This window comes from Abditibacteriota bacterium (genome assembly GCA_017552965.1).
Classification (GTDB): domain Bacteria; phylum Armatimonadota; class UBA5829; order UBA5829; family UBA5829; genus RGIG7931.
This window is the reverse complement of sequence record JAFZNQ010000077.1, coordinates 1-22052: the sequence shown is the minus strand read 5'-3', so window position 1 is coordinate 22052 and position 22052 is coordinate 1. Positions and strand designations below refer to the sequence as shown.

19 protein-coding genes and 1 riboswitch are annotated in these 22052 nt (G+C 57.9%); of the genes, 17 read left to right on the top strand and 2 right to left on the bottom strand.

Annotation, left to right across the window (positions count from 1 at the left end):
• Both IK083_07305 and IK083_07300 read right to left on the bottom strand, forming a co-directional pair.
• On the bottom strand, nt 1-1709 hold a 1709-nt coding region (locus tag IK083_07305), incomplete at its 3' end, for a hypothetical protein (GenBank protein ID MBR4749357.1).
• 103 nt (nt 1710-1812) lie between these two features.
• Nucleotides 1813-2070: a hypothetical protein gene (locus IK083_07300; GenBank protein MBR4749356.1), complete on the bottom strand. Its 258-nt coding sequence runs from the start codon at nt 2068-2070 to the stop codon at nt 1813-1815.
• Nucleotides 2071-2257: 187 nt separating this feature from the next.
• Nucleotides 2258-2335, top strand: a riboswitch (cyclic di-GMP riboswitch).
• 84 nt (nt 2336-2419) lie between these two features.
• On the opposite strand from IK083_07300, the gene IK083_07295 reads away from it, so the two are divergent.
• From IK083_07295 to IK083_07215, 17 genes are all read left to right on the top strand, one after another.
• Complete coding sequence (locus tag IK083_07295) at nt 2420-3115, top strand: sugar transferase (GenBank protein MBR4749355.1); 696 nt, start codon at nt 2420-2422, stop codon at nt 3113-3115.
• Nucleotides 3116-3117: 2 nt separating this feature from the next.
• Complete coding sequence (locus IK083_07290) at nt 3118-4254, top strand: glycosyltransferase family 4 protein (GenBank protein ID MBR4749354.1); 1137 nt, start codon at nt 3118-3120, stop codon at nt 4252-4254.
• Nucleotides 4251-5255: a metallophosphoesterase gene (locus tag IK083_07285; GenBank protein MBR4749353.1), complete on the top strand. Its 1005-nt coding sequence runs from the start codon at nt 4251-4253 to the stop codon at nt 5253-5255. Before IK083_07290 ends, IK083_07285 begins: the two co-directional genes overlap by 4 nt.
• Before the next feature lie 9 nt (nt 5256-5264).
• Nucleotides 5265-6626 carry a hypothetical protein gene (locus IK083_07280; protein ID MBR4749352.1) on the top strand — a complete coding sequence of 454 codons (1362 nt, stop codon included), beginning with the start codon at nt 5265-5267 and terminating at the stop codon, nt 6624-6626.
• A gap of 10 nt (nt 6627-6636) precedes the next feature.
• Entirely contained in the window at nt 6637-8538 is a 1902-nt protein-coding gene (locus IK083_07275; GenBank protein MBR4749351.1) for a GGDEF domain-containing protein, read from the top strand.
• A gap of 3 nt (nt 8539-8541) precedes the next feature.
• Entirely contained in the window at nt 8542-9873 is a 1332-nt protein-coding gene (locus IK083_07270) for an O-antigen ligase family protein (GenBank protein ID MBR4749350.1), read from the top strand.
• The gene (locus IK083_07265) at nt 9863-11059 is read left to right on the top strand and encodes a glycosyltransferase (GenBank protein MBR4749349.1); all 1197 of its coding nucleotides are present in this window, start codon (nt 9863-9865) and stop codon (nt 11057-11059) included. The genes IK083_07270 and IK083_07265 overlap by 11 nt, the downstream gene beginning before the upstream one ends.
• Before the next feature lie 2 nt (nt 11060-11061).
• Complete coding sequence (locus IK083_07260; protein ID MBR4749348.1) at nt 11062-12078, top strand: glycosyltransferase family 2 protein; 1017 nt, start codon at nt 11062-11064, stop codon at nt 12076-12078.
• On the top strand, nt 12078-12998 hold the full coding sequence (locus IK083_07255) for a glycosyltransferase family 2 protein (GenBank protein MBR4749347.1): 921 nt from the start codon (nt 12078-12080) through the stop codon (nt 12996-12998). The genes IK083_07260 and IK083_07255 overlap by 1 nt, the downstream gene beginning before the upstream one ends.
• Nucleotides 12995-14071 (top strand): glycosyltransferase, encoded by a 1077-nt coding sequence (locus IK083_07250; protein MBR4749346.1) that lies wholly within the window; start codon nt 12995-12997, stop codon nt 14069-14071. The genes IK083_07255 and IK083_07250 overlap by 4 nt, the downstream gene beginning before the upstream one ends.
• 1 nt (nt 14072) lies before the next feature.
• Nucleotides 14073-15119, top strand: a complete 1047-nt coding sequence (locus IK083_07245; GenBank protein ID MBR4749345.1) for a glycosyltransferase family 2 protein — start codon at nt 14073-14075, stop codon at nt 15117-15119.
• Between the two features lie 2 nt (nt 15120-15121).
• The gene (locus tag IK083_07240; protein ID MBR4749344.1) at nt 15122-16717 is read left to right on the top strand and encodes a hypothetical protein; all 1596 of its coding nucleotides are present in this window, start codon (nt 15122-15124) and stop codon (nt 16715-16717) included.
• 51 nt (nt 16718-16768) lie between these two features.
• On the top strand, nt 16769-18136 hold the full coding sequence (locus tag IK083_07235) for an EAL domain-containing protein (protein MBR4749343.1): 1368 nt from the start codon (nt 16769-16771) through the stop codon (nt 18134-18136).
• A 97-nt stretch (nt 18137-18233) separates the two neighbouring features.
• Nucleotides 18234-18584, top strand: coding sequence for an Hpt domain-containing protein (locus IK083_07230; GenBank protein MBR4749342.1), 351 nt, complete (start codon nt 18234-18236; stop codon nt 18582-18584).
• A 9-nt stretch (nt 18585-18593) separates the two neighbouring features.
• Nucleotides 18594-19640, top strand: a complete 1047-nt coding sequence (locus IK083_07225; GenBank protein ID MBR4749341.1) for a response regulator — start codon at nt 18594-18596, stop codon at nt 19638-19640.
• 38 nt (nt 19641-19678) lie between these two features.
• Nucleotides 19679-21442 carry an S-layer homology domain-containing protein gene (locus IK083_07220; GenBank protein MBR4749340.1) on the top strand — a complete coding sequence of 588 codons (1764 nt, stop codon included), beginning with the start codon at nt 19679-19681 and terminating at the stop codon, nt 21440-21442.
• A 29-nt stretch (nt 21443-21471) separates the two neighbouring features.
• Complete coding sequence (locus IK083_07215; protein MBR4749339.1) at nt 21472-22011, top strand: serine acetyltransferase; 540 nt, start codon at nt 21472-21474, stop codon at nt 22009-22011.
• Nucleotides 22012-22052: the final 41 nt, after the last annotated feature.

The following is a 22052-nucleotide window of genomic DNA, read 5'->3' as shown; positions in this document are numbered from 1 at the left end:
GAGTCGGAGATCACCCTGATCTCCCGGAGGCCTATGCCTATCCAGCGGTCGTCCGCGGAGCCCGTGTCCTTGGGGTTCCAGTACTTGAACTTGGGGGTGAAGACCAGCTCCGTGTTGTTGCCGGAATTCACCACGCAGTACACGTTGTTTTCCCCGGCCTTCTTGACGGGCAGCACCAGCTTGCCCCCCAGCATCATGCCGCAGCCCTCTTCCCAGGCCATGGACGGGACGTACATATCAAAGGTGACGGTGTAGCGGGTGTTCTTGTTCACGGGCAGGGTGATCTTTTCGCCCTTCATGGCCCAGCGCTTGGTGCCCCCGGTCTTGAACTCGCCGGCGGCTTCGCCTGGATACCAGTTGGTGAAATACATGCTCTCGTGAGAAGCCCCCACGTCGATCTTGTAGTTCTTCTGCTGCTCGGCGGTCATCTTGTCGGGCAGCCCGGGGCTGTTCAGGGAGATCTGGGCCCGGTCGCCTATCTTGTTGTCTATGCGGATGCCCGTGGGGCACATATTGCCGGACACTATGGCGGTCTTGGTCTGTCTGTTCAGGACTATCTGGGGCACCTTTTCGTTGAAGGTGTTGCCCTGGATGATGCCGTTGCCGCCGTTCATCTCGATGGCGGTGGTGTTCCAGCTCTCGAAGTGGCAGCCTATGACCGACAGCAGACCGTCGGGGCTGGCGGTGCGGATGCAGGTGTTGATGGGGCCCCAGAAGGAGCAGTTCATCAGGCTCACCTTGCCGGCGGCGGACTTCAGGATGTTCACCGGGCAGGAATCGGTGGAGGACCAGCGGCCCACGAATTCGCCGTTGGTGATGAGCAGGCCCGGTCCCTGGCAGGCCTCTACCAGCACGGAGTTGGTGCAGCAGTCGGCTCCCAGACCCAGGAAGTTGCCGTTGCAGCTGCCGGCGTCGGACTGGCTGAACTTGTAGCCGGCGCCGTAGCCGAAGCAGAAGCAGTTGGCCACGTACTGCCAGTCGGTGCGGGCAAACTCAAAGGCCACGCCGTTCTTGTTGATCCACTCGCAGTATTTTTCGGTCTGGTTGTAGGCCACTCCGAAGGGCCAGAAGTGGCAGTTCTCCACACGGCTGATGTCGAAGCACTTGTCTATGTAGAGGCCTCTCTTGATGGGGTAGCCGTACACGTTGCGGATGTAGCTGCGGCCCACGCCCACCAGCTTGATGCCCTCGTAGGGGTTCACCAGCTGGCAGTCGATGACGTTCTGGTTGTCGCCCACGTAGCCGGCGATGCAGGGAGGATAAGGGATGGGAGGCACCGTCTCCTGAGCCCACTCGGGATAGGAGATGATGAGGCCCTTCACGCCGCAGTTGGATCCTTCCATAGTGATAAAGGCGTCGCTGTCAGGGTCGTTCTTGCCGGCATAGACCTTGAGGGCGGAGCCGTTGTAGGTCTTGTTCTGGGCGGCGATATGGTCGTTGCGGTTGGCGGGAGGCGCCTGATGGGTGCCCACGAGAAACACGCCGGACTTGACCTTCAGGGTGCCCTGAAAGGCATAATCACCGGTGGGAACGTACACGTTGCCGCCGCCGATGGCAAAGGCGGCGTCCAGAGCCTTCTGGAAGGCCTCGGTGCAGTCGGTGGCGCCGTCGGCCTTGGCTCCGTAGTCCATGACGTTGAAGTCGGACCCGGCGGCAAATACCGCCGAAACGCTCAGTATGACGAGCAGGGAAAGCAATAGTTTTTTCACCATATACTCCTATTCTAAAGTATTTTCTCAGTATCATTATAGCATATACCCCGGGTCGCGGCGCAAAAAAACGTCAAAAACCCGGGGCGTCTCAGCAGGTCTTTTATTCCGCGTATGCCATGTCGTTGGCGGAAAAGAGCCTGGCCCGGGGGCCGCCCGTCACCCTGACCTCCCGAAGGCCTATGCCTGTCCGGCGGTCGTCCGACGAGCCCGCGTCTTTGGGGTCCCGGTATTTGAACTTGGGGGTGAAGACCGGCTCCGTGTTGTTGCCGGGATCCGCCTCGCAGCTGACCTTGTTTTCCCCGGCCTTCCCGACGGGCAGCGCCGGCTTGCCCTCCGGCAGGACGAAAAGCTGTTTCATGCATTACTCCTCATTGTTCTTCAACATCATTATAACATACGCTTTTGAGAGGCGTCACGCCAAAGCGTCAGTCCCGGGGGCCCGGCCCTGACGCCATGCTTTTTGGGCTGCAGGAGGTAAAATCAAAAAAATCGATTCTGTTGAGAGAATATCTTGACAAACAGCTTCGGAGAGAGTATAATCAATAGTGCAAGAAAGGCAAAGCCGTCGAAAGGCGGTGACGCAAAGCTACAGGGCCTGAATCTTTTGGCAGCCAGCTGCACTATTCCGTCACAAGGAGGAAAAGGAGCAGCGGGCTATTTTATTTTTTAGGTACTACGAAATCAAGGAACTATTCTAAGGATATCGAATGAAAAAGCAGAAATCCAATTTCATGGACTACAGCAAGGTCGACCAGCGGACCCGTGAAAGGATGGATGAGCTCTTCCGCACCCGCAAGAAGAACTTTTGGCTCAGGAAGAGGGCCTTTGACGTCGTCTTTTCCATATTTGCAATACTTATCACATCTCCGCTGCTGATAGTCATCGCTCTGCTCATAGTGCTGACGGACCCTCACGGAGGGCCCATCTTCAAGCAGAGGCGCATAGGGCGCCACGGGCAGGAATTTTTTATGTACAAGTTTCGCAGCATGGTGGTGAACGCCGAGGCTCTCCAGAAGGAGCTCATGGCTCAGAATGAGGCCGACGGCCCCGCCTTCAAGATCAAGAACGACCCCCGCATCACGCCGGTGGGCCGTATCCTGAGGAAGTTCAGCCTGGACGAGCTGCCCCAATTCTTCAACGTGCTGAAGGGAGACATGAGCGTGGTGGGTCCCAGACCCCCTCTCCCCGCCGAGGTGGAGCAGTTTGACGACTACCAGAAGCTGAAGCTGGTGGTCACTCCGGGTCTCACCAGTATCTGGCAGACCACCCCCTCCCGGAACGACGTACCCTTTGACGAGTGGATCGAGATGGACATCCAGTACATCAAGACCCGCACTGTATTTCTGGACCTGAGTCTCATCTTCAAGACTCTCGTCCTCATGCTTAACAAGGACGGCTGCTGACAATGAAGATCGCCATGATAGGACACAAGGATTTTCCGTCCAGAGCAGGCGGCGTGGAGGTAGTGGTATATGAGCTGGCCACCCGGCTGGCGCGCATGGGCCACTCCGTCACCGTGTTCAACAGGGGCAAGCGCAAGGGCTCCAATCACTACACCGAGGAAGGCGTAGAGGTCTATCGCTGCTCCACGTCTCCCAAGAAGAGCCTGAACGCCCTGCTCTACAGCATCACGGCCACCTTTTGCGCCATAGGCAAGGGCTATGACGTGTATCACTACCACGCCATAGGTCCCTCGCTGATGCTCATAGTGCCCCACTTCCTGGGCAAAAAGACCGTGTCCACGGTCCACGGGCTCAACTGGGGCATCGGCCGCTGGAACAGGTTTGCCTCCGGGTATCTCCTGCTGGCAGAAAGGATGCTGGCCCGATACGCCGACGAAGTCATAGTACTGTCGGAGGAGGCCGAGGAATATTTTCGCAACAAATACGGCAGGGAAACGGTGATCATCAGGAACGCCGTCACTCCCGTGGAGCCCTGCCCGCCGGATATCATCAGGCAAAAGTTCGGCCTGGAAAAGGACGGCTACATCCTGCTTCTGGCCCGGCTGGACCAGGAAAAGGGAGTCCATTATCTCATAGACGCCTTCCGGCGCACCGACACGGACTGTAAGCTGGTGCTGGCCGGCGAGGTACCGGACAACGCCTACGGCGCGAAGATAAAGGAGATGGCCAAGGACGACCCGAACATCATATTCACCGGCTTTGTCACAGGCGACGCGCTGCGGGAGCTCTATTCCAACACCCGGCTGTACGTGCTGCCCAGCGAGATTGAGGGCCTGGCCCTGACCCTGCTGGAAGCTATGAGCGCCGGCGCTCCCGTCCTCACCAGCGACATACCGGAGAACACCCGGGTGACCGGGCGCTTCGGCAAGAGCTTTGTTTCCAGAGACACGGATTCCCTGGCGGAGGCGCTGCGCGAATGCCTCGCCGCCCCCAAGGACGAAGCCCTGCTCGCGGAGCAGGCTGCATATATCAGAACAGAATACGGCTACGACAAGGTGGTCCGGGCCACCGAAGCCCTGTACAGGAAGGTCACAGGCCTTGAAGAGGGGCCCGCAGACAGACAGAAGGAAAAGATATGAACCAAAAAGACACCAAGGACAAAATAGTCTCCGCTTCCAAAGAGACCTGGGACGCAGTCTCCGGCAAGCTCTCCGAGGGAGTGTTTGAGGCTTTTGGTCAGACCAAGAGCTCCGATGAGCTGACAGTGAAGCAAAAGGTCTTCTACGGCTTTCTGGCGGCAGTGTGCATAGTTCTGGCCTTTGCAGTGATCGTCATCGCCATCAGCTTTTTCTCCAACAAGACCTTTGAGGAGACCTTTTATCAGGTAGGCTGCGGCAAGGTGGAAGGCAACATACGCATCATCCAGCTTTCGGACCTGCACGACACCCAGTACGGCAAGAACAACGCCGCTCTGCTGAAGCGCATCAAGGCCCTGAAGCCGGACATCATATGTATGACCGGCGACATGACCGACCACAGGTCCCTGTCCCGCAAGGCCACCATGAAGTTCTTTGCAGACGCCGCCCAGGTGGCGCCCACCTACTTCATCTACGGCAACAACGAGTGGACCTGGGACTACTCCAAGGCCCGCAAGGAATCCGACATGCTGTGGAAGCCTCTGGAGGAAGCGGGCATCCATCTGCTGAGGGACAGCAAGGAGACCATAGATATCAACGGCAACACCGTGGACATCTACGGCGTCCTCCACTCCGACCCTAAGATATTCTGGTCCAGAGCGGGCAACTCCTTTGCGGACGCCGTGTGGAAGAAGGAAGACAACTTCAAGCTGACCCTGATCCACGAGCCCTACCTGCTCCAGGAAAAGCCGGGCGAGAGCTGGGGCGACCTGGTGCTGGCCGGCCACACCCACGGCGGCGTGGTGGTCCTGCCCAAGCTGGGCCCCATCTACGAGAGAGAGTCGGGCGTGCTGCCCGTATTCCGCAAGGTGAAGTGCTATATGGGCGGCGTGTATTATGAAAAGCATTCCGTCATCATAGTCAACACCGGCCTCACCAACAAGGGCCCCATCAGGATCAACAACAGGCCCGAGCTGGTCATCATCGACGTAAACAGGTATTAGGAGAGGCGCATGCAGAAACTTGTCTTATTAGCCATAGTGGTCATTGTGGTGTATTCCGCCTTCAGCATCTGCCACAAATCCAATGACTACACCATAGAGCATATCAAGAAGGTCATGGGCGTCAAGCGCAAGGTCAGGCTGTGGACCCTGCTGGGCGGCATACTGTGCTTCATCATACTGTTTGCTGCCTCCAATGCCCAGAACTCCATCAGCGGCACAGGGCTCATCACCCTGAACTACAGCGAGGCCTCCAAGGCCCAGAACGCCAACAAGACCCGCTTCAGCATGACGGAGATCCTCTCCGACGACGTCCTGACGCGCACCATCGAAAAGGGCGGCTTTGAAGGCGTCACCAAGGAGGGGCTCAAAAAGGCTCTTTCGGTGTCCCCCACGGTCCAGGGCTACAGCTACGAAAAGGAGAGCTACCACATCTCCACCGAGTTCCGCCTGAGCTACAGGGCCAACAAGGAGACCAAAGGACTGGAGCCTGCCACCGTCATACAGCTGGCGGCGGACAGCTTCAAGGAAGTCTTCATACAGAAGTACGCCCGCAACTACTCCCTGCTGGTGTTCAAGCCCGAGGAAGCCAAACAGTTCGAGAACATGGACTACTACGACATAGCCTATTATCTGTCCATGAGGGCGGACAACATCTCCTCCTACATGTCAGAGCTGAATGCCGAGAGTCCCAGCTTCAAGACCGAGGACGGCACGGGCTTTGCCTCCCTGTCCGCCAAATCCGGCAACATCCGCAAGGAACAGCTGGACAACGACCTGCTGGCCTACATCAGGGACAAGGGCGTCAGCAAGGACTCCGCCCGCTTGCTGAAGCGTCTGTCCTTCAACAACAACATGATGGGCTTCGACATGCAAAAGGCGAACTCCAGCTTCAACATCAACAATCAGGCCATAGCCATGTATGCGGCGGAGATGACCCGCATCGCTCTGGTCCCCACCATAGACGAAAACAAGGACTACTACATGGGCCAGACCAAGGTAGGTCTGGACGACCTGTCCATGGCCGCCAAGGGAGCCTCGGAGGAAGCGGGAGGCCTGCTGACCAAGGTCAAGCGCAACACCGCATTTGCCGAATCTCTCAGGTCCAACCCCCACACCATGGGCAGCGACCCGGTCCTGGACAAGGAAATAGCCGCCATCTGCGACTCCCTGGTACAGATATCCAAGGACGCCAGATACGCGGCCCAGGCATACACCGAGACCCGCATGAACGGAGTCATATCCGCTCAGGTGGCCCGGCCTTCGCCGGTCCAGACAGGCTGCAAGTGCTTTGTCATAGCCCTGCTGTTCTTCGGAGCCCTCTACGTCCTGTCGGTGACCGGAGACTACCTGGAAGGAAGATTGGGAGCATAAGGAGACACACATGAAAGAATTACAGCTTTCCAGATATATCAAGCAGTATCTGCCCTATATCATAGCCGCCTGTCTGCTGCTGACTTTCCTGGTATATACCTTCCTGTCCTCGTCGCAGACCTACAAGGCTTCCGCGGTCATCAAATACGAATACAGGGGCGCCGCCCAGGGCAAGGCTCCGGACGGCAGCAAGCTGGACGTAGGCGAGATCAAGACCAGCGCCATCATGTCCAAGGTGATAGACTACCTTAAGCTGGACAAGAGCCAGTATTCCACCGACTCTCTGATCAGCCGCATCAAGACCCAGGACATCCTGGACAAGGACGAGGAGACCCTGAAGGCCGCCATGCTGGAAGAGGGTGAGAAATACGAGCCCAAGCCCGACACGGTCATAGTCTCCTTCAACGCCCGCAACCACGAGGGGCCCCTGTTCGCCCGCAAGGTGCTGGACGCGGTGCTGAGCACCTATTTCTCCGAGTTCGGCAAAAAGTATCTGAACACGGGAGCCTTCTCCAACCCCATCGGCAAGATCTACAACTCCAACTATGACTACGTGGAGATGATGGACATCATCAAGTCCAGCACCTCAGACACGGTCAAGAGCCTGTGGGAGCGGGCCGAGGGCGAATACGCCTTCCGCTCTTCCGCCACCGGCTACAGCTTCGCCGATCTGGCCAACGAGTTCACCTACATACAGGAGACGGAGATAGCAGCCATCTACTCCGACATCCTGGAGCATCAGCTCACCAAGAACAAGCGCATCCTGAACAGCAACTACAGCGAAAGGATCACCCAGAACTCCATCAACGCTCAGGTGGAGCAAAAGCAGATAGACGACCTCTACACCCTGATATCCGACTACAGGGAGCACATGAGGCAGTCCATAGACGTGGCAGAGATCACCGATCCTCTGTACGATCACGGCACCAGCAAGAAGACCGTGGACAGCCAGGACGACACCGAGGAATGGACCTGGGAGGTGGCGGATCACACCGTGACCTATGACAAGCACATCATCTCCTGGAGAGACCACTCCGTCAACAAGTCCAACGCTCTCATCGATATCAGGTATTACAAGTACATCAGGAATCACTTCACCACCTGCAAGGGGCTCTGCGGCGACACCTGCCAGTGGAGCGACAAGACCTGCTACCAGATAGCCAATCGGGACTACGACGCGCTGGTGGCAGACACGGACAGCAGGATAGAGAAGCTGGTCACCGAGCTCACGGACCTCTACGAGATACTGGACAAGACCAACGACGAATACAACGAGTTCCTGGGCCAGTCCAATATCACCACCCTCTCCACCGTCGCGGTGGAGGAAGGCCTGAACATACCCATGTATATGGCCATAGCCGTGTTCTTCCTGATCATAGTGTGTCTGGGCTCCGCCATTCTCATCGGACGCCTGAACGACATCATCAGCTACACCTTCTTCACGGACCATCTCACCGGCTTCAACAACCGGCAGAGCCTGGACAACTTCCTCCAGGCCAACGGCCGCAAGGTGCTGGACGACGGCACTGTGTGCGCGGTGATCAGCATCAAGAACCAGGTGGATCTGAACAAGGCTCTGGGCCGCGAGGGCGGCGACAACGTCATCAAGTACTTTGCCGACATGCTCCGGGAGCTCTTTGCCCAGTCCGACACCTTCAAGGTGTACAACGGCTCCAGCCAGTTCATCATCTTTATCAACCGCACCGACTATATCACGGTGGAGTATCTGCTCCAAAGGTTCTCCCTGCTGCTGGACAACCGGGATAAGTTCACCGGCGTGACCATCAACTACTCCGTGGGTATGTCCGAGACCTCCCGCAACGACATCCGCGCCATCAGAGGTCTGCTGTCCAAGGCCATCACCAAGCAGGCAGACCGCACGGCAGCGCCCGTCCGGGAAGACAACAAATAGCCGATGCAGAATCAAAACGCGATCGCAGAAAAGCTGGTAACTGTCTATTTTGTAGGCCTGGCAGTGCTGATGAACTATTTCATCAACAACTCCTTTTACTTTGCCAGGATCCTGCTCAGTTACCAGCACCTGTTCATGATCATCATCATCGTGTCGGGTATAGCCTATTTTCTCGTATATCCCAATCTTGGCAGGATATACGTCATAGGCCAGTCTGCGCTCGCCTATTCGGTGGCCCTGTTCGTCACGGCCACCGTGAGCCTGTTCATCTGGTTCACCAAGCAGACGCCCATACCCATCATCGAAAGGGGCATCAACTCCTACTTCATATACAAATGCGACATTTCCGGCGCGCTATGCGCCGGAGTCTTCCTGTATATATGGGGCGAAAAGGGCATCTGGCGCTATCTCACCGCCGTCATCATCGCCAACTTCATGACCATTCTCACCATCATGGTTCAGAACGGCGTAGGCGAATACATGCAGCAGTTCATCACGCTGGTCACCACCTTTGCGAGAGTCACCGGTCCCCTGATGCTGAAGGCAGAGGTCCACGAGCTGGCCTTCTGTCTGGGCGGCTTTCTGCTGCTCATGATACTCTTTCCCAAATACATCAAGGAGCATCCCCTGCTGTTTTCGCTGGCAGGCTTCGGCTTCCTGTCCGCCTTCAAGCGTATAGCCATTCTGGCCATAGGCGTGGCCTTTGTGACAGGCTTCCTGCTCCTCAGGTTCAGCAAGATCAGAAACAGCTATCATATATCCAAGATCATATCCATGGTCCTCATCGTCATCACCGTGCTGCTGCTGGGCTATATCGCCCTGGTGAAGAACGACTTTTTCACCGACCTGGAGCTCGCGGGCGTGGAGACCAGCGGACGCGACGTGATCTACAGACACCTGAACAGGTTCTACGAGTTCTCCCCCAGCTTCACCGGCAACGGCATGGCTTTTACCGTCTATCAGATGAAGGAGATGGAGGGCAGCAAGGTCGCCGTGGTATCGGCCCACAACGACTTTCTCATGATGTTCATAGACCTGGGCTTTGTGGGCTTTTTGCTCTGGTATCTGGCCTTTACGGTGGTCAGGACCAAGTTCTTCGGGAGGGAAAAACACATCAGGGCCGAAATATTCGTCTTTGCCCTGATCATCATGCAGATCATCAACTCGTGTACCGACAACACGCTGCTGTATCCGCTGTTTTCCCTGACCGTAGCCATGCTCATGATGAGCTGCGACTTTGACAAACGGGTCCGCAACGCGGACAGAAGATTCTTCGGATTCATATCCGACGCCAACAAAAGCGAGGCCGAGCGTGAAAATACTCATGATCAATAAGTTCCTCTACCCACGGGGCGGAGCGGACATCTATATGCTGAAGCTGGGGGCCAGGCTCTCGGAGCTGGGCCACACGGTGGAATACTTCGGCATGGCCGATCCTCAGAACACGGTGACCAACTCCTGGGGCGAATACACCCGCAATATGGATTTCCGGGGCAAGAGCTTGGACCGGTTTGCCTATCCCTTCAGGATCATATATTCCGGCGAAGCCAAGGCCCGTCTCCGGAAGGTGCTCTGGCTCTTCCGGCCGGACGTGGTCCACATGAACAACATCAACTTTCAGCTGACTCCCTCCGTGATAGACGCCTGTCACGACGCGGGAGTCCCGGTGATACAGACGGTCCACGATTTTCAGATCATCTGCCCGAACCACATGCTCTACAACCTGCAGGAGCAGGCCATCTGCGAGCGGTGCGTCCGGGGCAGCAAGTGGAACTGCGCCCGCTACAAATGCATCCACGAGTCTCTCGTCAAGAGCATCATCGGCTCTCTGGAAGCCCAGCTCTACCTGAAAAAGGACACCTACCGCAAGGTGTACAGGTATATATGCCCCAGCCGCTTCATGGAAAAGATGCTCCTTGAGGGGCGTCCGGACCTTGCGGGCAAGACCTGCGCCATCCACAACTTTATAGAGCTGCCCGACGCTGATGACGGCGCCAAGGAGCCCTACGTGGTCATGGCCTGCCGGCTGAGCCAGGAAAAGGGCATCGCCGCCGTGAGAGAGGCGGCCCTGAAGCTGCCCCACGTCCGCTTTAAGATAGCGGGCTCCGGGCCCGAGGAAGACCTGCTGAAGGGCCTGCCCAACGTGGAGCTTATGGGCTTTATGTCCGGCAAGCCTCTCCTCAGCCTCATAGGCCGGGCCGCCTGCATGCTGGTGCCCTCCATATGGTATGAGAATTGTCCTCTCACCATACTGGAAGCCCATTCTCTGGGGACTCCGGTGATCACCGCCGGCTTCGGAGGCATGGCGGAGCTGGTGGAGGACGGCGTCACCGGCAAGCATATAGATCCCGTGACGGGAGACACTCTGGCCGCGGCCATAGACGAGCTCATGTCCGATCCGGACCGGCTGGCCGCCATGGCCCGGAGCTGCCGTGAAAAGAGAGAGAGCATGATCACCATCGACAAGTATCTGGACATGCTGCTGGATATATTCAGGGAAGCCATGGAGGGGAAGGCCTGAGGATGCTGTTCTCGGTCATCATCCCCATATACAACACGGAGCCCTGGCTCCGGGAGTGTCTGGACAGCGTGCTGGCCCAGACCTGCGGAGACTATGAGGCCATCCTGGTGGACGACGGCTCCCCGGACCGCTCCGGCGAGATCTGCGAGGAATACGCCGCCCGGGACAGCCGCTTCAGAGTGATACACAAGCCCAACGGCGGGCTGGTGTCCGCCAGAAAGGCGGGGCTCCGGGAGGCCCGGGGCGAATACGTCATCAATCTGGACAGCGACGACATGATACGGCCCGGCCTGCTGGAGGATGCCCGGACCATCGCGGACCGGTACCGGCAGCCCGACGTCATCTCCTTTGCCCTCACGGACGACAGGGAGAGCTCGGTGGAAAAGGAGCCCCACGAGCCGGGGCTGTATAATAAGGAAGACATAGCCCGCGCCATACTCCCCCGGGTGCTTCTGGACGAGAGGGGCGGCAGGATACTCCACTATCTCTGCGGCAAGGCCATCAAGAGGGAGATGCAGGCCCGGTGGCAGTTTTCCGTGCCGGACAACGTGTCCTTCGGAGAGGACACCTGCTGCACTACGCCCATATATTTTGACGCGGAGTCCGTCTTCGTCAGCCATGAGGTCCGCTACGTGTACCGCAAGCGGGGCGACTCCGAATCCACCCTGTTCAAGACCACCCGTTTTGAACAGCTGGAAAACTCCGTGAGGTATCTGGCCTCTCTCCGGGCTCCGGAGGGGACCGGCTTCGGGGAGCAGCTGGCCCGCTACGTCATGATGACCTGCTTCATCTTCATCATCATGTACGCCAACAACGGCGAGCCCGGCTATCTGCCTAAGATAGCCGCCTATCTGAAGGGAGACACCCTGAGACCCTGGCTCAAAAAGGCGGCCTTCAGCGGCTTTTCCCTGAAGACCCGCATCATCATGAGCTGCCTGAGATCGGGCAACGCCGCCGGCGCGTATATGCTGTACAAGTCCGTCGAGGACATAAAAAGACTATTAAAGGGCAAGAGATAATGAACGACAAGCCACCGGTATCTGTGATCATCAACACCTTCAACGGAGCGGAATGCGTCTCCGGCGCAGTAAACAGCGTGCTCGGGCAGGACTATCCCGACGTGGAGATCATAGTAGTGGACGACAACGGCCTGGGCTCCGAGAAGCAGCAGGCCACCCGGGCTGCCCTGGCAGACTACATAGACAGCGGCAGGATCACCTATCTTCCCAACGAGCAAAATATAGGCGACCCCGCCTCCAAGAACGCGGGTCTGGCCATCTCCCGGGGGGAATACATAGCCTTTCTGGACGACGATGACGAATATCCCGACCCCACCAAGCTCACCAAGTGCGTGGAGACTCTGGCGGCTCTGGACGACTCCTGGGGAGCGGTCTATACCGCCATAGAGGTGCGCTGGCCCGGGCTGACCATGCATTTCAACACCCGACAGATGCCTTCGGGAGACATACTCTACGATCTGCTGATACACAGCATATACATCAACCCCTCCAACGTGGTGGTGAAGCGCAAGGCCATCCTGGACGTGGGAGGCTACGACACAGCCTACAAGCGCCACGTGGACTGGGGCTATCACGCCATGCTGGCGTCCAAATACAAGTTTGCCTATCTGCCCATTATAGGCGGCATACACAACAATCAGAACCCCAGGTTCGTGGCTTACACGGACGCCAACAAAAGGATGGAGCAGCTGGGCTTTTACGTGAAGCGGACCTCCCGCTTCACCGAGCATCTGCCCCACGAGACCCGGCTGGTCATAGCCTGCGTCAACGTCATGCTGATGAACCAGCTGAAAAATGCGCCCTATTCCAAGTGCCGCTCCCTGATGGCGGGATGGGGCTTCACCCTGACCCCCCGGGCATACCTGCGGGCCATGGTGGTGTTTCTGAAGATCAAATACGACAGATACTACAAGGCATGACAAAGGTACTGGTGTTCCTGCCGTCCCTGTGGTCCGGCGGAGGCGAAAAGATAGCCGTGGATATAGCGGGCTCCCTGCAGGGGGAAGAGCTGGACTTTCTCATAGTCACCTATCTGCACTTTGAGGACACTCCCGCCGCCCTGCTGGCCCGGAAATACGGCCTGCGGACCGTGTGCCTCCACAAAAAGCCCGGCTTCGACCCGGGTATATGGGTCAGGCTGGAGAAGGTCATCCGGGAATACAGGCCGGACGTGATACACGCTCATCTGAAGGTGATGCAGTATCTGCTGCCGCCCCTGATGCGCACCCGGGTAAAAAAATGCCTGTACACGGTGCACAACCTGGCGGAAAAAGACGCCACGGGCTACATGAGATACATCAATCTCTTCGGCTTCAAATGCTGCAAGGTGATACCGGTGGCCATCTCCGACACCTGCCGGCAGTCCCTCAAAGCCTTTTACGGCGTGGAGGGCCCCTGCATCTACAACGGCATAGACACCGGGAGATACGCCCGCCGGGAGCCCTATAGCGCCCTTCCGGACAGCCCCGTCCGTTTTCTGGCGGTGGGCAGGCTGGGCAGCCAGAAAAATTATCCTCTCATGCTCCGGGCCTTTGCGGATGCCCGCAGGGACTGTCCCGCCGCGGACCTGACCATCATAGGCGCCGGGGAGCTGGAGCAGGAGCTCAGGGACCTGGCGGGGGCTCTGGGGCTGGAGGACTGCGTCCGCCTGGCGGGAGTCACGGACAAGGTGGAAGAATATATGGGCCGGTCCCACGTGTATCTCATGTCCTCCTCCTACGAGGGGCTTCCTCTGGTGGTCCTGGAGGCCATGAGCGCCGGCCTGCCGGTGGTCAGCACCCGGGCGGGAGGCGTCATAGACATAGTGCGGGACGGCGAGAACGGCCTGCTGTGCGGCACGGAGGACCAAAAGGGCCTCACCGAGGCCATCGTCAGGATGGCCGGAGACCGGGAGCTGCGAGAGCGCATATCCGCCAACAATCTGCGGGACTCCCGACAGTATGACATAGGCGTGTGCGCCGGCAAATACAGGGAGCTGTATCTGGCAGACTGATATGACATCAACATCCACACCCGCTATCAGCGTGATACTCTGCGTGTACAACGGAGAACAGTATATAGGCGAGACTCTCCGGAGCCTGGCCCGGCAGACCTTCGGTCTCCCCTGGGAGCTGGTGGTCATAGACGACTGCTCCACCGACGGCACCCCGGAGATACTGGCCCGCTGGCAGGAGCAGCTGCCCTGCATGCGCGTCTTCCGCAACGAGCGCAACCTGCGGCTCCAGGCCTCCCTGAACAGGGCTCTGGAAAAGGCCGCCGGCAAATATATGGTGCGCATAGACGCGGACGACGTCTGCCGCCGGGACAGGCTGGAGAAGCAATACGAATATATGGAGAGCCACCCGGACATAGCCGTCAGCAGCTGCCGCTGCATGTTCCTGCGGGAGGGCCGCCGCTTTGCCGCGGTCACAGGCCAGGAATACAGCGCCGGCTACACCATGGCCAGGCTGCTCCTGACGGTGCCCCTGTTCCATCCGGGCGTCATAGCCCGCATGGACCGGGTCAGGGAGCACGGCTACAGCGTGGCCCACACCTGCACCGAGGACCTGAAGCTGTGGACGGACATAGCGGCAGCGGGACACAAGATAGCGGTCCAGAAGGACTACCTGCTGCTCTACAGGCTCCATCCGGGCCAGATCACCGCCAACACCTCCGACAAGCAAAAGGAGGAAAGGCGGGGCATCATGAAGGACTTTCTCGCCCGGACCCTGGGCTACACGGAGACAGACTCCGCGAGCTACACAGACCACCTGTATTTTTGCAGCGATTTTTCGGACGGCAGCTTTTTGGAGGAGTACAAAAAGCTCCTCCGGGCCAACCGCCGCTCGGGCTTTTTTGACGGGCTTTCCCTGCGCAGAGTCCTTGTGGAGCACCTGAACGAGCTGAGGCGGAAGCGGGAGATATCCTCCGGGCTCTTCTGCAAGGGAGTCCTTACGCTGGGTATATACGCCTTTGTCTATGAGACTCTGTTCGTCCGCCGCTGCAGACGGGAGGACGCGGCTCTCATAGACGCGGCCCACAAGCTATTTGAGGAAGAGTGACAATGACAGACAACACCGGCGCCACCAGGCTGGACAAGATGACAAAAAACATGTTTTTTGCCTTCACCTGCCAGCTGCTGGTCATGGCCGTCAGCTTTTTTTCCAGAAGGATCTTCGCGGACGTTCTGGGGGTAGAGTATCTGGGCATCAACAGCATGTTCGGCGATACTCTCAATCTGCTGAGTCTGGCCGAGCTGGGCATAGCCAACAGCATGCTGTTTTCGCTGTACAGGCCCGTGGCCCACGGGGACACGGAAAAGGTCAGGGTCCTCATGAACGCCTTCCGCAAGATATATCTGGGCGTGGGCATCTTCATACTGGCGGCGGGCGCCGCGCTGTGCCCCTTCAGCAAGTATCTTGTCACGGAGATGGAGACTCCGGTGGACCACATATGGCTCATCTTCCTGATGAACGTGGTCAACACAGGCGTCAGCTATTTCTTCATATACAGGGCCACCCTGCTCTTTGCGGACCAGAAAAAATTTGTGGAGACCCTGATCACCACCGCCGTGAGGATCATCTCCGGCATAGTGCAGATAGGCGCCCTGATACTCTTTGGCAACTATTTTCTGTATCTGGGCATCTCCATCCTGGCCACGGTGGCCATCAATCTGTGGATCACGGTGCAGACGAACCGCATGTATCCCTATCTCCGCAAGGGCAAGGCTCAGCCTCTCCCCGCGGAGGACAAGGACCTGCTGAAGCGCAACGTGTTTGCCAACGCCCTCCACAAGGTGGGCGGCGTGGTGGTGTTTTATACAGACACCCTCATCATGGGCAAGCTGGTCAGCGTGGCTGCGGCAGGCATATACAGCAACTATATGGTGATACGCATCGGGCTCCTGGGCGTCATACACCCGGTGTTCCATTCCATCACCGCCACCATGGGCCATCTGAACGCCACGGAATCGGCGGAGCACAGGAAATGGGCCTTCGAGAACCTGATATTCTTCTCGGCCTGGCTCTTCGGGTGCATCTGCGTGACCCTGGCCGTCCTGTACAACCCCTTCATCCTGCTGTGGATGGGGTCCCGGGAGTTTACTTTTCCCGAGAGCGTGGTGCTGCTCATAGTGGTCAATCTCTATCTCTACTGCATGCGCCTGCCCATAGGCTCCGCCAGAGAGACCTTCAGGTCGGAGAAGGACACGGAAGAGAGGTCCCTGTTCCAGATAGACAAATACAAGGTGATCCCCGAGTCCATACTCAATCTGGTGATCTCCATCTGGTGGACCAGGCTCTGGGGCATCGCGGGCATTCTCTGGGGCACGGTGGTCAGCACCCTGCTGGTGCCCTTCTGGGTGGAGCCCTGGGTCATATACCGCTGGGGCTTCAAGAGGAGCTGCGCGGGCTTCATGTTCCGCTACATGCTCTATTTTGCGGTCACCTGCTGCGCCTATCTGCTGTGCAGCTTCCTGTGCGCCCACACCCACGGCGGCGTCATAGGGCTCTTTGAAAAGCTGGCGGTATGCATAGCGGTCACCAATCTGGTGTATCTCGCAGTCTATCACCGGCTGCAGGAATTCGATTATCTGAAGCACACTGCCGCAGGCCAGCTGGCCAAAATAGCCGGACGCCTGGGCATGGGGAAAAAAGGCTGAGCAGGCGGCAAAATATGATACAATATAAATATATAAGGCCGGGAGTGATCAATGGATAAGCTCATGGCAGCGGCGCTCTTCATCGTCGCATTCAGCGCGCTGGTGTATTACGCCATCAAACTCATCAACATTTCTTTGCGTACGGATCTGCCTTACGGCAAGCTCATGACCCGTACCGCCCTGCGCCGTCTGTATGATGATTACAACAACTATGACTTTCTGACCACGCCGGTGCTGTATATCAACATCTTCACCCACCGGCTCCAGACCGAGAACACCTACAACCAGATCGCGCAGGTGCACAACTATCTGGAGAACGAGGTGGCCAAGGCCCTGAACCCCAGAGATTTTCTGGGAGCCTGCAGCATCGACAGCCACAACTTCGTGCTGGTGGCCTCCCGGGAAAACAAGCGTCTGGAGGAGTTTGCCATAGAGTTTGCCACCAGGGACACCAAGGCCAACCTGCTGCGCAGGTCCATCAACCTGCTGGACATACACATAGGCCAGTACACCCCCGTCAACAGCAACGTGAGCTTTGACGACGCGGTGGACAAGGCCCGCCGGGCCTCTCTCTACGCCCGAAACATAGACGCCCGGTTTGCCGTAGGCCGCTACGAGCTGCTGCAAAACGCCTTTGACACCGAGGAGATGAAGAAGAATCTGGAAGACTTCATCGACCAGAACAAGTTCTTTACCATCATCCAGCCCTACGTGTCCGCCGGCGACAACCGGGTGGTGGGCGCCGAGGCCCTCACCAGGCTCCGGATATCCCCGGATATGCCGGTGACCATGCCCAGCAAGTTCCTCAGCGCCGTCAACAGCGAGCACCTCTACGAAAAGTTTGACTTTTACGTGTTCAACAAGTGCTGTGAGTGGATCAGCTGCCGCCAGGACCGCTTCAAGGAGCTGCCCCCCATCAGCTGCAACTTCAGCCGCATCACCCTGTCGGCAGGCAATTTTGTCGACCGGTTCTTTGAGACCACCGCCAAGTTCGGTGTCCGGCCCGAAAACCTCATCATAGAGATCAACGAGGAGGTGCCGGAGACCAGCGTGGAGGTCATGAGCAAGAACATCAACACCCTGTACGAAGCGGGCTACCCGGTGTATCTGGACGACTTCGGCATAGGCTCCACCTCCCTGACCGACCTGAAGAAGCTGAATATCAGCGTGGTAAAGATGGACCGGTCCTTCGTCACCGACCTCATCATGAAGAAGAACCGGGTGATCTTCTCCAGCCTGGTGGAGCTGGCCCACTCCCTGGATATGAAGGTGCTGGTGGAGGGCATAGAGACCCAGGAACAAAAGGAATTTGCCGAGTCCATGGGCGTGGACATCATACAGGGCTTCTATTTCTTCAAGCCCATCAGCGTGGAGGAATACGACCTGGTACTCGAAAAGCAGATAGAGCCCGCCGGCTAAGATTTGACACCCGGACGGGACCCGTGCTATCATAATATTAGTTTTTGCGCTATAGCGCCGGACCGGGGCCAAGGCCCCATACACAGCGAGGAAAGACATGAACATACAGGAGTTCTACACTGCCGTTGACGGCAACTACCAGGAGGCCCTGGGCCGCCTGATGGACGACGCCAGGATAGTCAGATTTGTCAAAAAGTTCGCTCTGAACACGGACTTTGCCGAGTTTGAGACCTGCCTCGCCCAGAAGGACTATGCCGAAGCCTTTCGCCACATACACTCGGTCAAGGGCATGAGCGCCAATCTGTCCATGACCCGGCTCTTCAAGTCCTCGGACGTATTGTGCGAGGCCCTGAGACACGGGGAGCCCACGGTGGACGTGACGCCCATGGTGGAGGAAGTAAAAAAGGACATGGAGACTGTGCTTGCTGCAATAGCAGCGCTGGACTAACACACAGGGATGAACAAAGACTCTATTCTCATAGTCGACGACAACGAGCTGCAGGCAGACCTGTTCAGCGAGGCAATGGAGGACAGCTATGACCACATCCTCACCGCCGGAGACGGCGTCGAGGCTCTGGAGCTCATAGACCGGCACCTGGACCGTCTGGCCATGGTGCTCCTGGACATCAATATGCCCCGCATGAACGGCATAGAGGTGCTGGAGCGGCTGAACGAGAAGGGTATTCTGGAGGAGCTGCCGGTGCTGATGATCAGCGGAGAAGAGGATGCCGCCAGCATCACCAGCTGCTTCCGCTACCCCATCGCCGACTATATCCCCAAAAAGATAGACTTTACGGTCATGAGAAAGAGAGTCCAGAACATAGCGGACCTCTTTTGGCTGAAAAACCATCTGCAGGAGACCGTGGACGCCCAGACCGAAGAGCTGAGGCAAAAGGCGGAGCGGCTGGCAGCCATCAACGAGTGCACCATAGAGCTGCTGGGCAACGTGGTGGAAGCCCGCAACAAGGAGAGCGGCGAGCACGTCAGGAGAGTGAGGAACCTCACCCGGGAGCTGGCTGTGGAATACAGGCGTCTGTATCCCGAGTCGGGCCTCACCGAGGAGAAGATAGAGCTCATAGCCACGGGCAGCGTGCTCCACGACCTGGGCAAGATCATGATACCCGACAACGTGCTGCTGAAGCCGGGCAAGCTCACGGACGAAGAGTTCGAGCTGATGAAGACCCATTCGGAGCAGGGCGCCAGGCTGCTGGAGCAGGCCGCGGGCCTGTGGGACGAGGAATACGGCAACGTGTGCAGGGAGATATGCCTGTATCACCACGAAAGAGCGGACGGCCGGGGCTACCCCTGCGGCCTGAAGGAAGACGAGATACCCATCTCCGCCCAGCTCACCAGTCTGGCGGACGTGTATGACGCTCTCACCAGCGACCGCTGCTACCGCAAGGCCTTTGACAGGGAGACTGCCTGGCAGATGATCACCGAAGGCAAGTGCGGCTGCTTCTCCGAAAAGCTGATGAACTGCTTCAAATATCTGAAAAACAAATGATCCCAAAATGGCTGCTGACAGCCGGGAGGAATGAATATATGAAAAAGATCACTCTGGTCCTGATACTTGTGACCCTTTCCCTCGCCTGCGCCGCAGGCGTGTTCAAGGACGTCCCGGTGGGACACTGGGCCTATGACGACGTTCAGCTGCTGGCTGATCTGGGAGTCATCACCGGCTATCCCGAAGGGACCTTTGACGGCAGCAAGACCCTGTCCAGATACGAGTTTGCCACAGCGGTAGCCAAGGCGCTCCCTCTCCTGAAGGATGACGAGACCCTGGGCTTTGCCACGGCCTACGATCTGGAAAAGCTCCTGCCCAAGTCGGAGGCGGCCCCCGTCACCCCCGGGCCTGTGGTCTCCGGCTACCTCACCACCGAGGCGCTGGACGCCGTCAGGCGCCTGTGCGCCGAGTTTGACGAGGAGCTGGCCGTGTTCAACTTCAGCCGCGAAGAGCTCACGGAGGACATAGCCTCCCTCTCCAAGAGGCTGGCCGAGCTGGAAAAGAGCCAGCAAAAGATCAAGATCAAGGGCCACGCCATGTTTTACGCCGACGGCATAGTCTCCGGCGACAACAGGATATACGACAGCGACGACTTTATGGTGACCAAGTCCAGGCGCCACCAGTCCTTCATCAAGGACATAGAGCTGGATCTGGACGCTAAGATAAACGACAGGCTCACCCTGGTCACCAGCACCATACTGGGGGACTATCTGGCCAAGTCGGCGGGCGATCAGGAGCTGTATGATTCAGACAGCACCATCACCCCATACTATTTCTACCTCTCCCAGGAGGAGCCCTGGGGCAACGTGCGGGTAGGCCGTCAGCCCTTCCAGATCAACCAGTACATATTCAACCACGACGACCCCAACCTGTTCATCGAGCTGCCCCGTCTGTGGGACGCCGATTACGTCACCGAGGGCGTCACCTACACCGGCAGTCTGGGCCGCTTTGACGCCCGGGCCTGGCTGGTGCGGCCCGTGTATGACTGGAACGACAAGATCCTCGTCAGCCCTTACTACGTGCCCTTCCGCATCAAGGGCCCCGTCACCGGCATAGGCGGCGGCGAGCTGGGCTACACCTTCAGCAAGGGCCTCCGGGTGTCCGCCCTCTACACGGACTTTCTGGCCCGCAACAGGCGCATCACCCATTCCGACAACACCCGCTACTACGGCGGCACCGTCAGCATCCCCATAGGCTACGGGGGCGATATGACCCTCAACGGCGTCTGGTATCAGCAGGACCAGAACGGCGACCTGACCTGGTACACCAAGAAAAAGCCCACCCTGTGGGTGGCCAAGGTGCTCTACAGAAACAAGAAGTTTGTCATAGACGCAGGCTACAAGTCCGTGGACCCCTACTATGCCGGCATAGCCTACAACATAGGCTCCGACAACAGCAAGGGCTGGTACGTGAAGCTGAAGCTGCTGGACCTGGCCAAGTTCGGCTTTGACTTCAAGCTGGAGCAGTACAGAGTCAAGTATCCGGGGGCCTACTCCAACTACAACGACATCTACGACTGGCCCACCTTCGGCAAGGGCGCCGCGGCGTCTCTGGACGGCTCCCACAAATACAACATGAGGTCCGAGTACGCAGTGACTCCCAAGGACACTGTGTTCCTGGACTATGAGACCATCCGCCGCTATGACGGCGCCTCCAAGTCCGACCAGGTGACCCTGGGCTGGAAGAAAAAGGTGTCCGAGGGCGTGGAAGTCATCGTCAAATACAGATACATCCACAAGGACGTATTTTCCAGGATCAACAAGGCCCATATGCTGGCCGGTCAGGTGGGCGTGGACTTCTGATGGCGAAGCAGGTGATCGCCCTTCGGGACATGGGGGAATATATCCGGAGCGACTGCTTCAGATATACTGGAGGCTGCTCTGCGGGGAGTCTGGTGAAGTGCTATCTCACCAACAAGACCTTCAGGTGGCAGGTGGCCTTCAGGCTGTGTCACGGGGCGGGCCCTGTCAAATATCTGGGCTATCTGCTGTGGCTGGTGAATCAGACCAGGCATGACATACAGATGAGCATCCACGTGAGCTGCGGCTACGGCCTGTATATAGGCCACGCAGGCCCCATCACCGTCAACCGCACCGCCGTCCTGGGCCACAACTGCAGCCTGTCCCAATACACCACCATAGGCTCCAACCACGACAACGCGGCGGTCATAGGCGACAACGTGTATATAGGGCCCAACGTGTGCCTGGTGGAAAACGTGCATATAGGCGACAACTCGGTCATAGGCGCAGGCAGCGTGGTGACCAAGGACATACCTGCCAACTGCACGGCCGCCGGCAACTACGCCAAGGTGCTGCACTATGACAAGCCCAACACGGACATGCTGAACCCGTGGCCGGTGAAGGACTCATAAATAAAAAAAACGCTCCCCGCAAGGGGAGCGATTTTTTAGTC

Bases quoted from the DNA above. Each gene is read 5' to 3' on its own strand.
- IK083_07225 (MBR4749341.1), top strand. From the start codon at position 18,594: ATGAACAAAGACTCTATTCTCATAGTCGACGACAACGAGCTGCAGGCA.
- IK083_07230 (MBR4749342.1), top strand. From the start codon at position 18,234: ATGAACATACAGGAGTTCTACACTGCCGTTGACGGCAACTACCAGGAG.
- IK083_07300 (MBR4749356.1), bottom strand. From the start codon at position 2,070: ATGAAACAGCTTTTCGTCCTGCCGGAGGGCAAGCCGGCGCTGCCCGTC.
- IK083_07265 (MBR4749349.1), top strand. From the start codon at position 9,863: ATGATCAATAAGTTCCTCTACCCACGGGGCGGAGCGGACATCTATATG.
- IK083_07240 (MBR4749344.1), top strand. From the start codon at position 15,122: ATGACAGACAACACCGGCGCCACCAGGCTGGACAAGATGACAAAAAAC.
- IK083_07285 (MBR4749353.1), top strand. From the start codon at position 4,251: ATGAACCAAAAAGACACCAAGGACAAAATAGTCTCCGCTTCCAAAGAG.
- IK083_07295 (MBR4749355.1), top strand. From the start codon at position 2,420: ATGAAAAAGCAGAAATCCAATTTCATGGACTACAGCAAGGTCGACCAG.
- IK083_07220 (MBR4749340.1), top strand. From the start codon at position 19,679: ATGAAAAAGATCACTCTGGTCCTGATACTTGTGACCCTTTCCCTCGCC.
- IK083_07290 (MBR4749354.1), top strand. From the start codon at position 3,118: ATGAAGATCGCCATGATAGGACACAAGGATTTTCCGTCCAGAGCAGGC.
- IK083_07215 (MBR4749339.1), top strand. From the start codon at position 21,472: ATGGGGGAATATATCCGGAGCGACTGCTTCAGATATACTGGAGGCTGC.
- IK083_07255 (MBR4749347.1), top strand. From the start codon at position 12,078: ATGAACGACAAGCCACCGGTATCTGTGATCATCAACACCTTCAACGGA.
- IK083_07245 (MBR4749345.1), top strand. From the start codon at position 14,073: ATGACATCAACATCCACACCCGCTATCAGCGTGATACTCTGCGTGTAC.
- IK083_07260 (MBR4749348.1), top strand. From the start codon at position 11,062: ATGCTGTTCTCGGTCATCATCCCCATATACAACACGGAGCCCTGGCTC.
- IK083_07250 (MBR4749346.1), top strand. From the start codon at position 12,995: ATGACAAAGGTACTGGTGTTCCTGCCGTCCCTGTGGTCCGGCGGAGGC.
- IK083_07275 (MBR4749351.1), top strand. From the start codon at position 6,637: ATGAAAGAATTACAGCTTTCCAGATATATCAAGCAGTATCTGCCCTAT.
- IK083_07280 (MBR4749352.1), top strand. From the start codon at position 5,265: ATGCAGAAACTTGTCTTATTAGCCATAGTGGTCATTGTGGTGTATTCC.
- IK083_07270 (MBR4749350.1), top strand. From the start codon at position 8,542: ATGCAGAATCAAAACGCGATCGCAGAAAAGCTGGTAACTGTCTATTTT.
- IK083_07235 (MBR4749343.1), top strand. From the start codon at position 16,769: ATGGATAAGCTCATGGCAGCGGCGCTCTTCATCGTCGCATTCAGCGCG.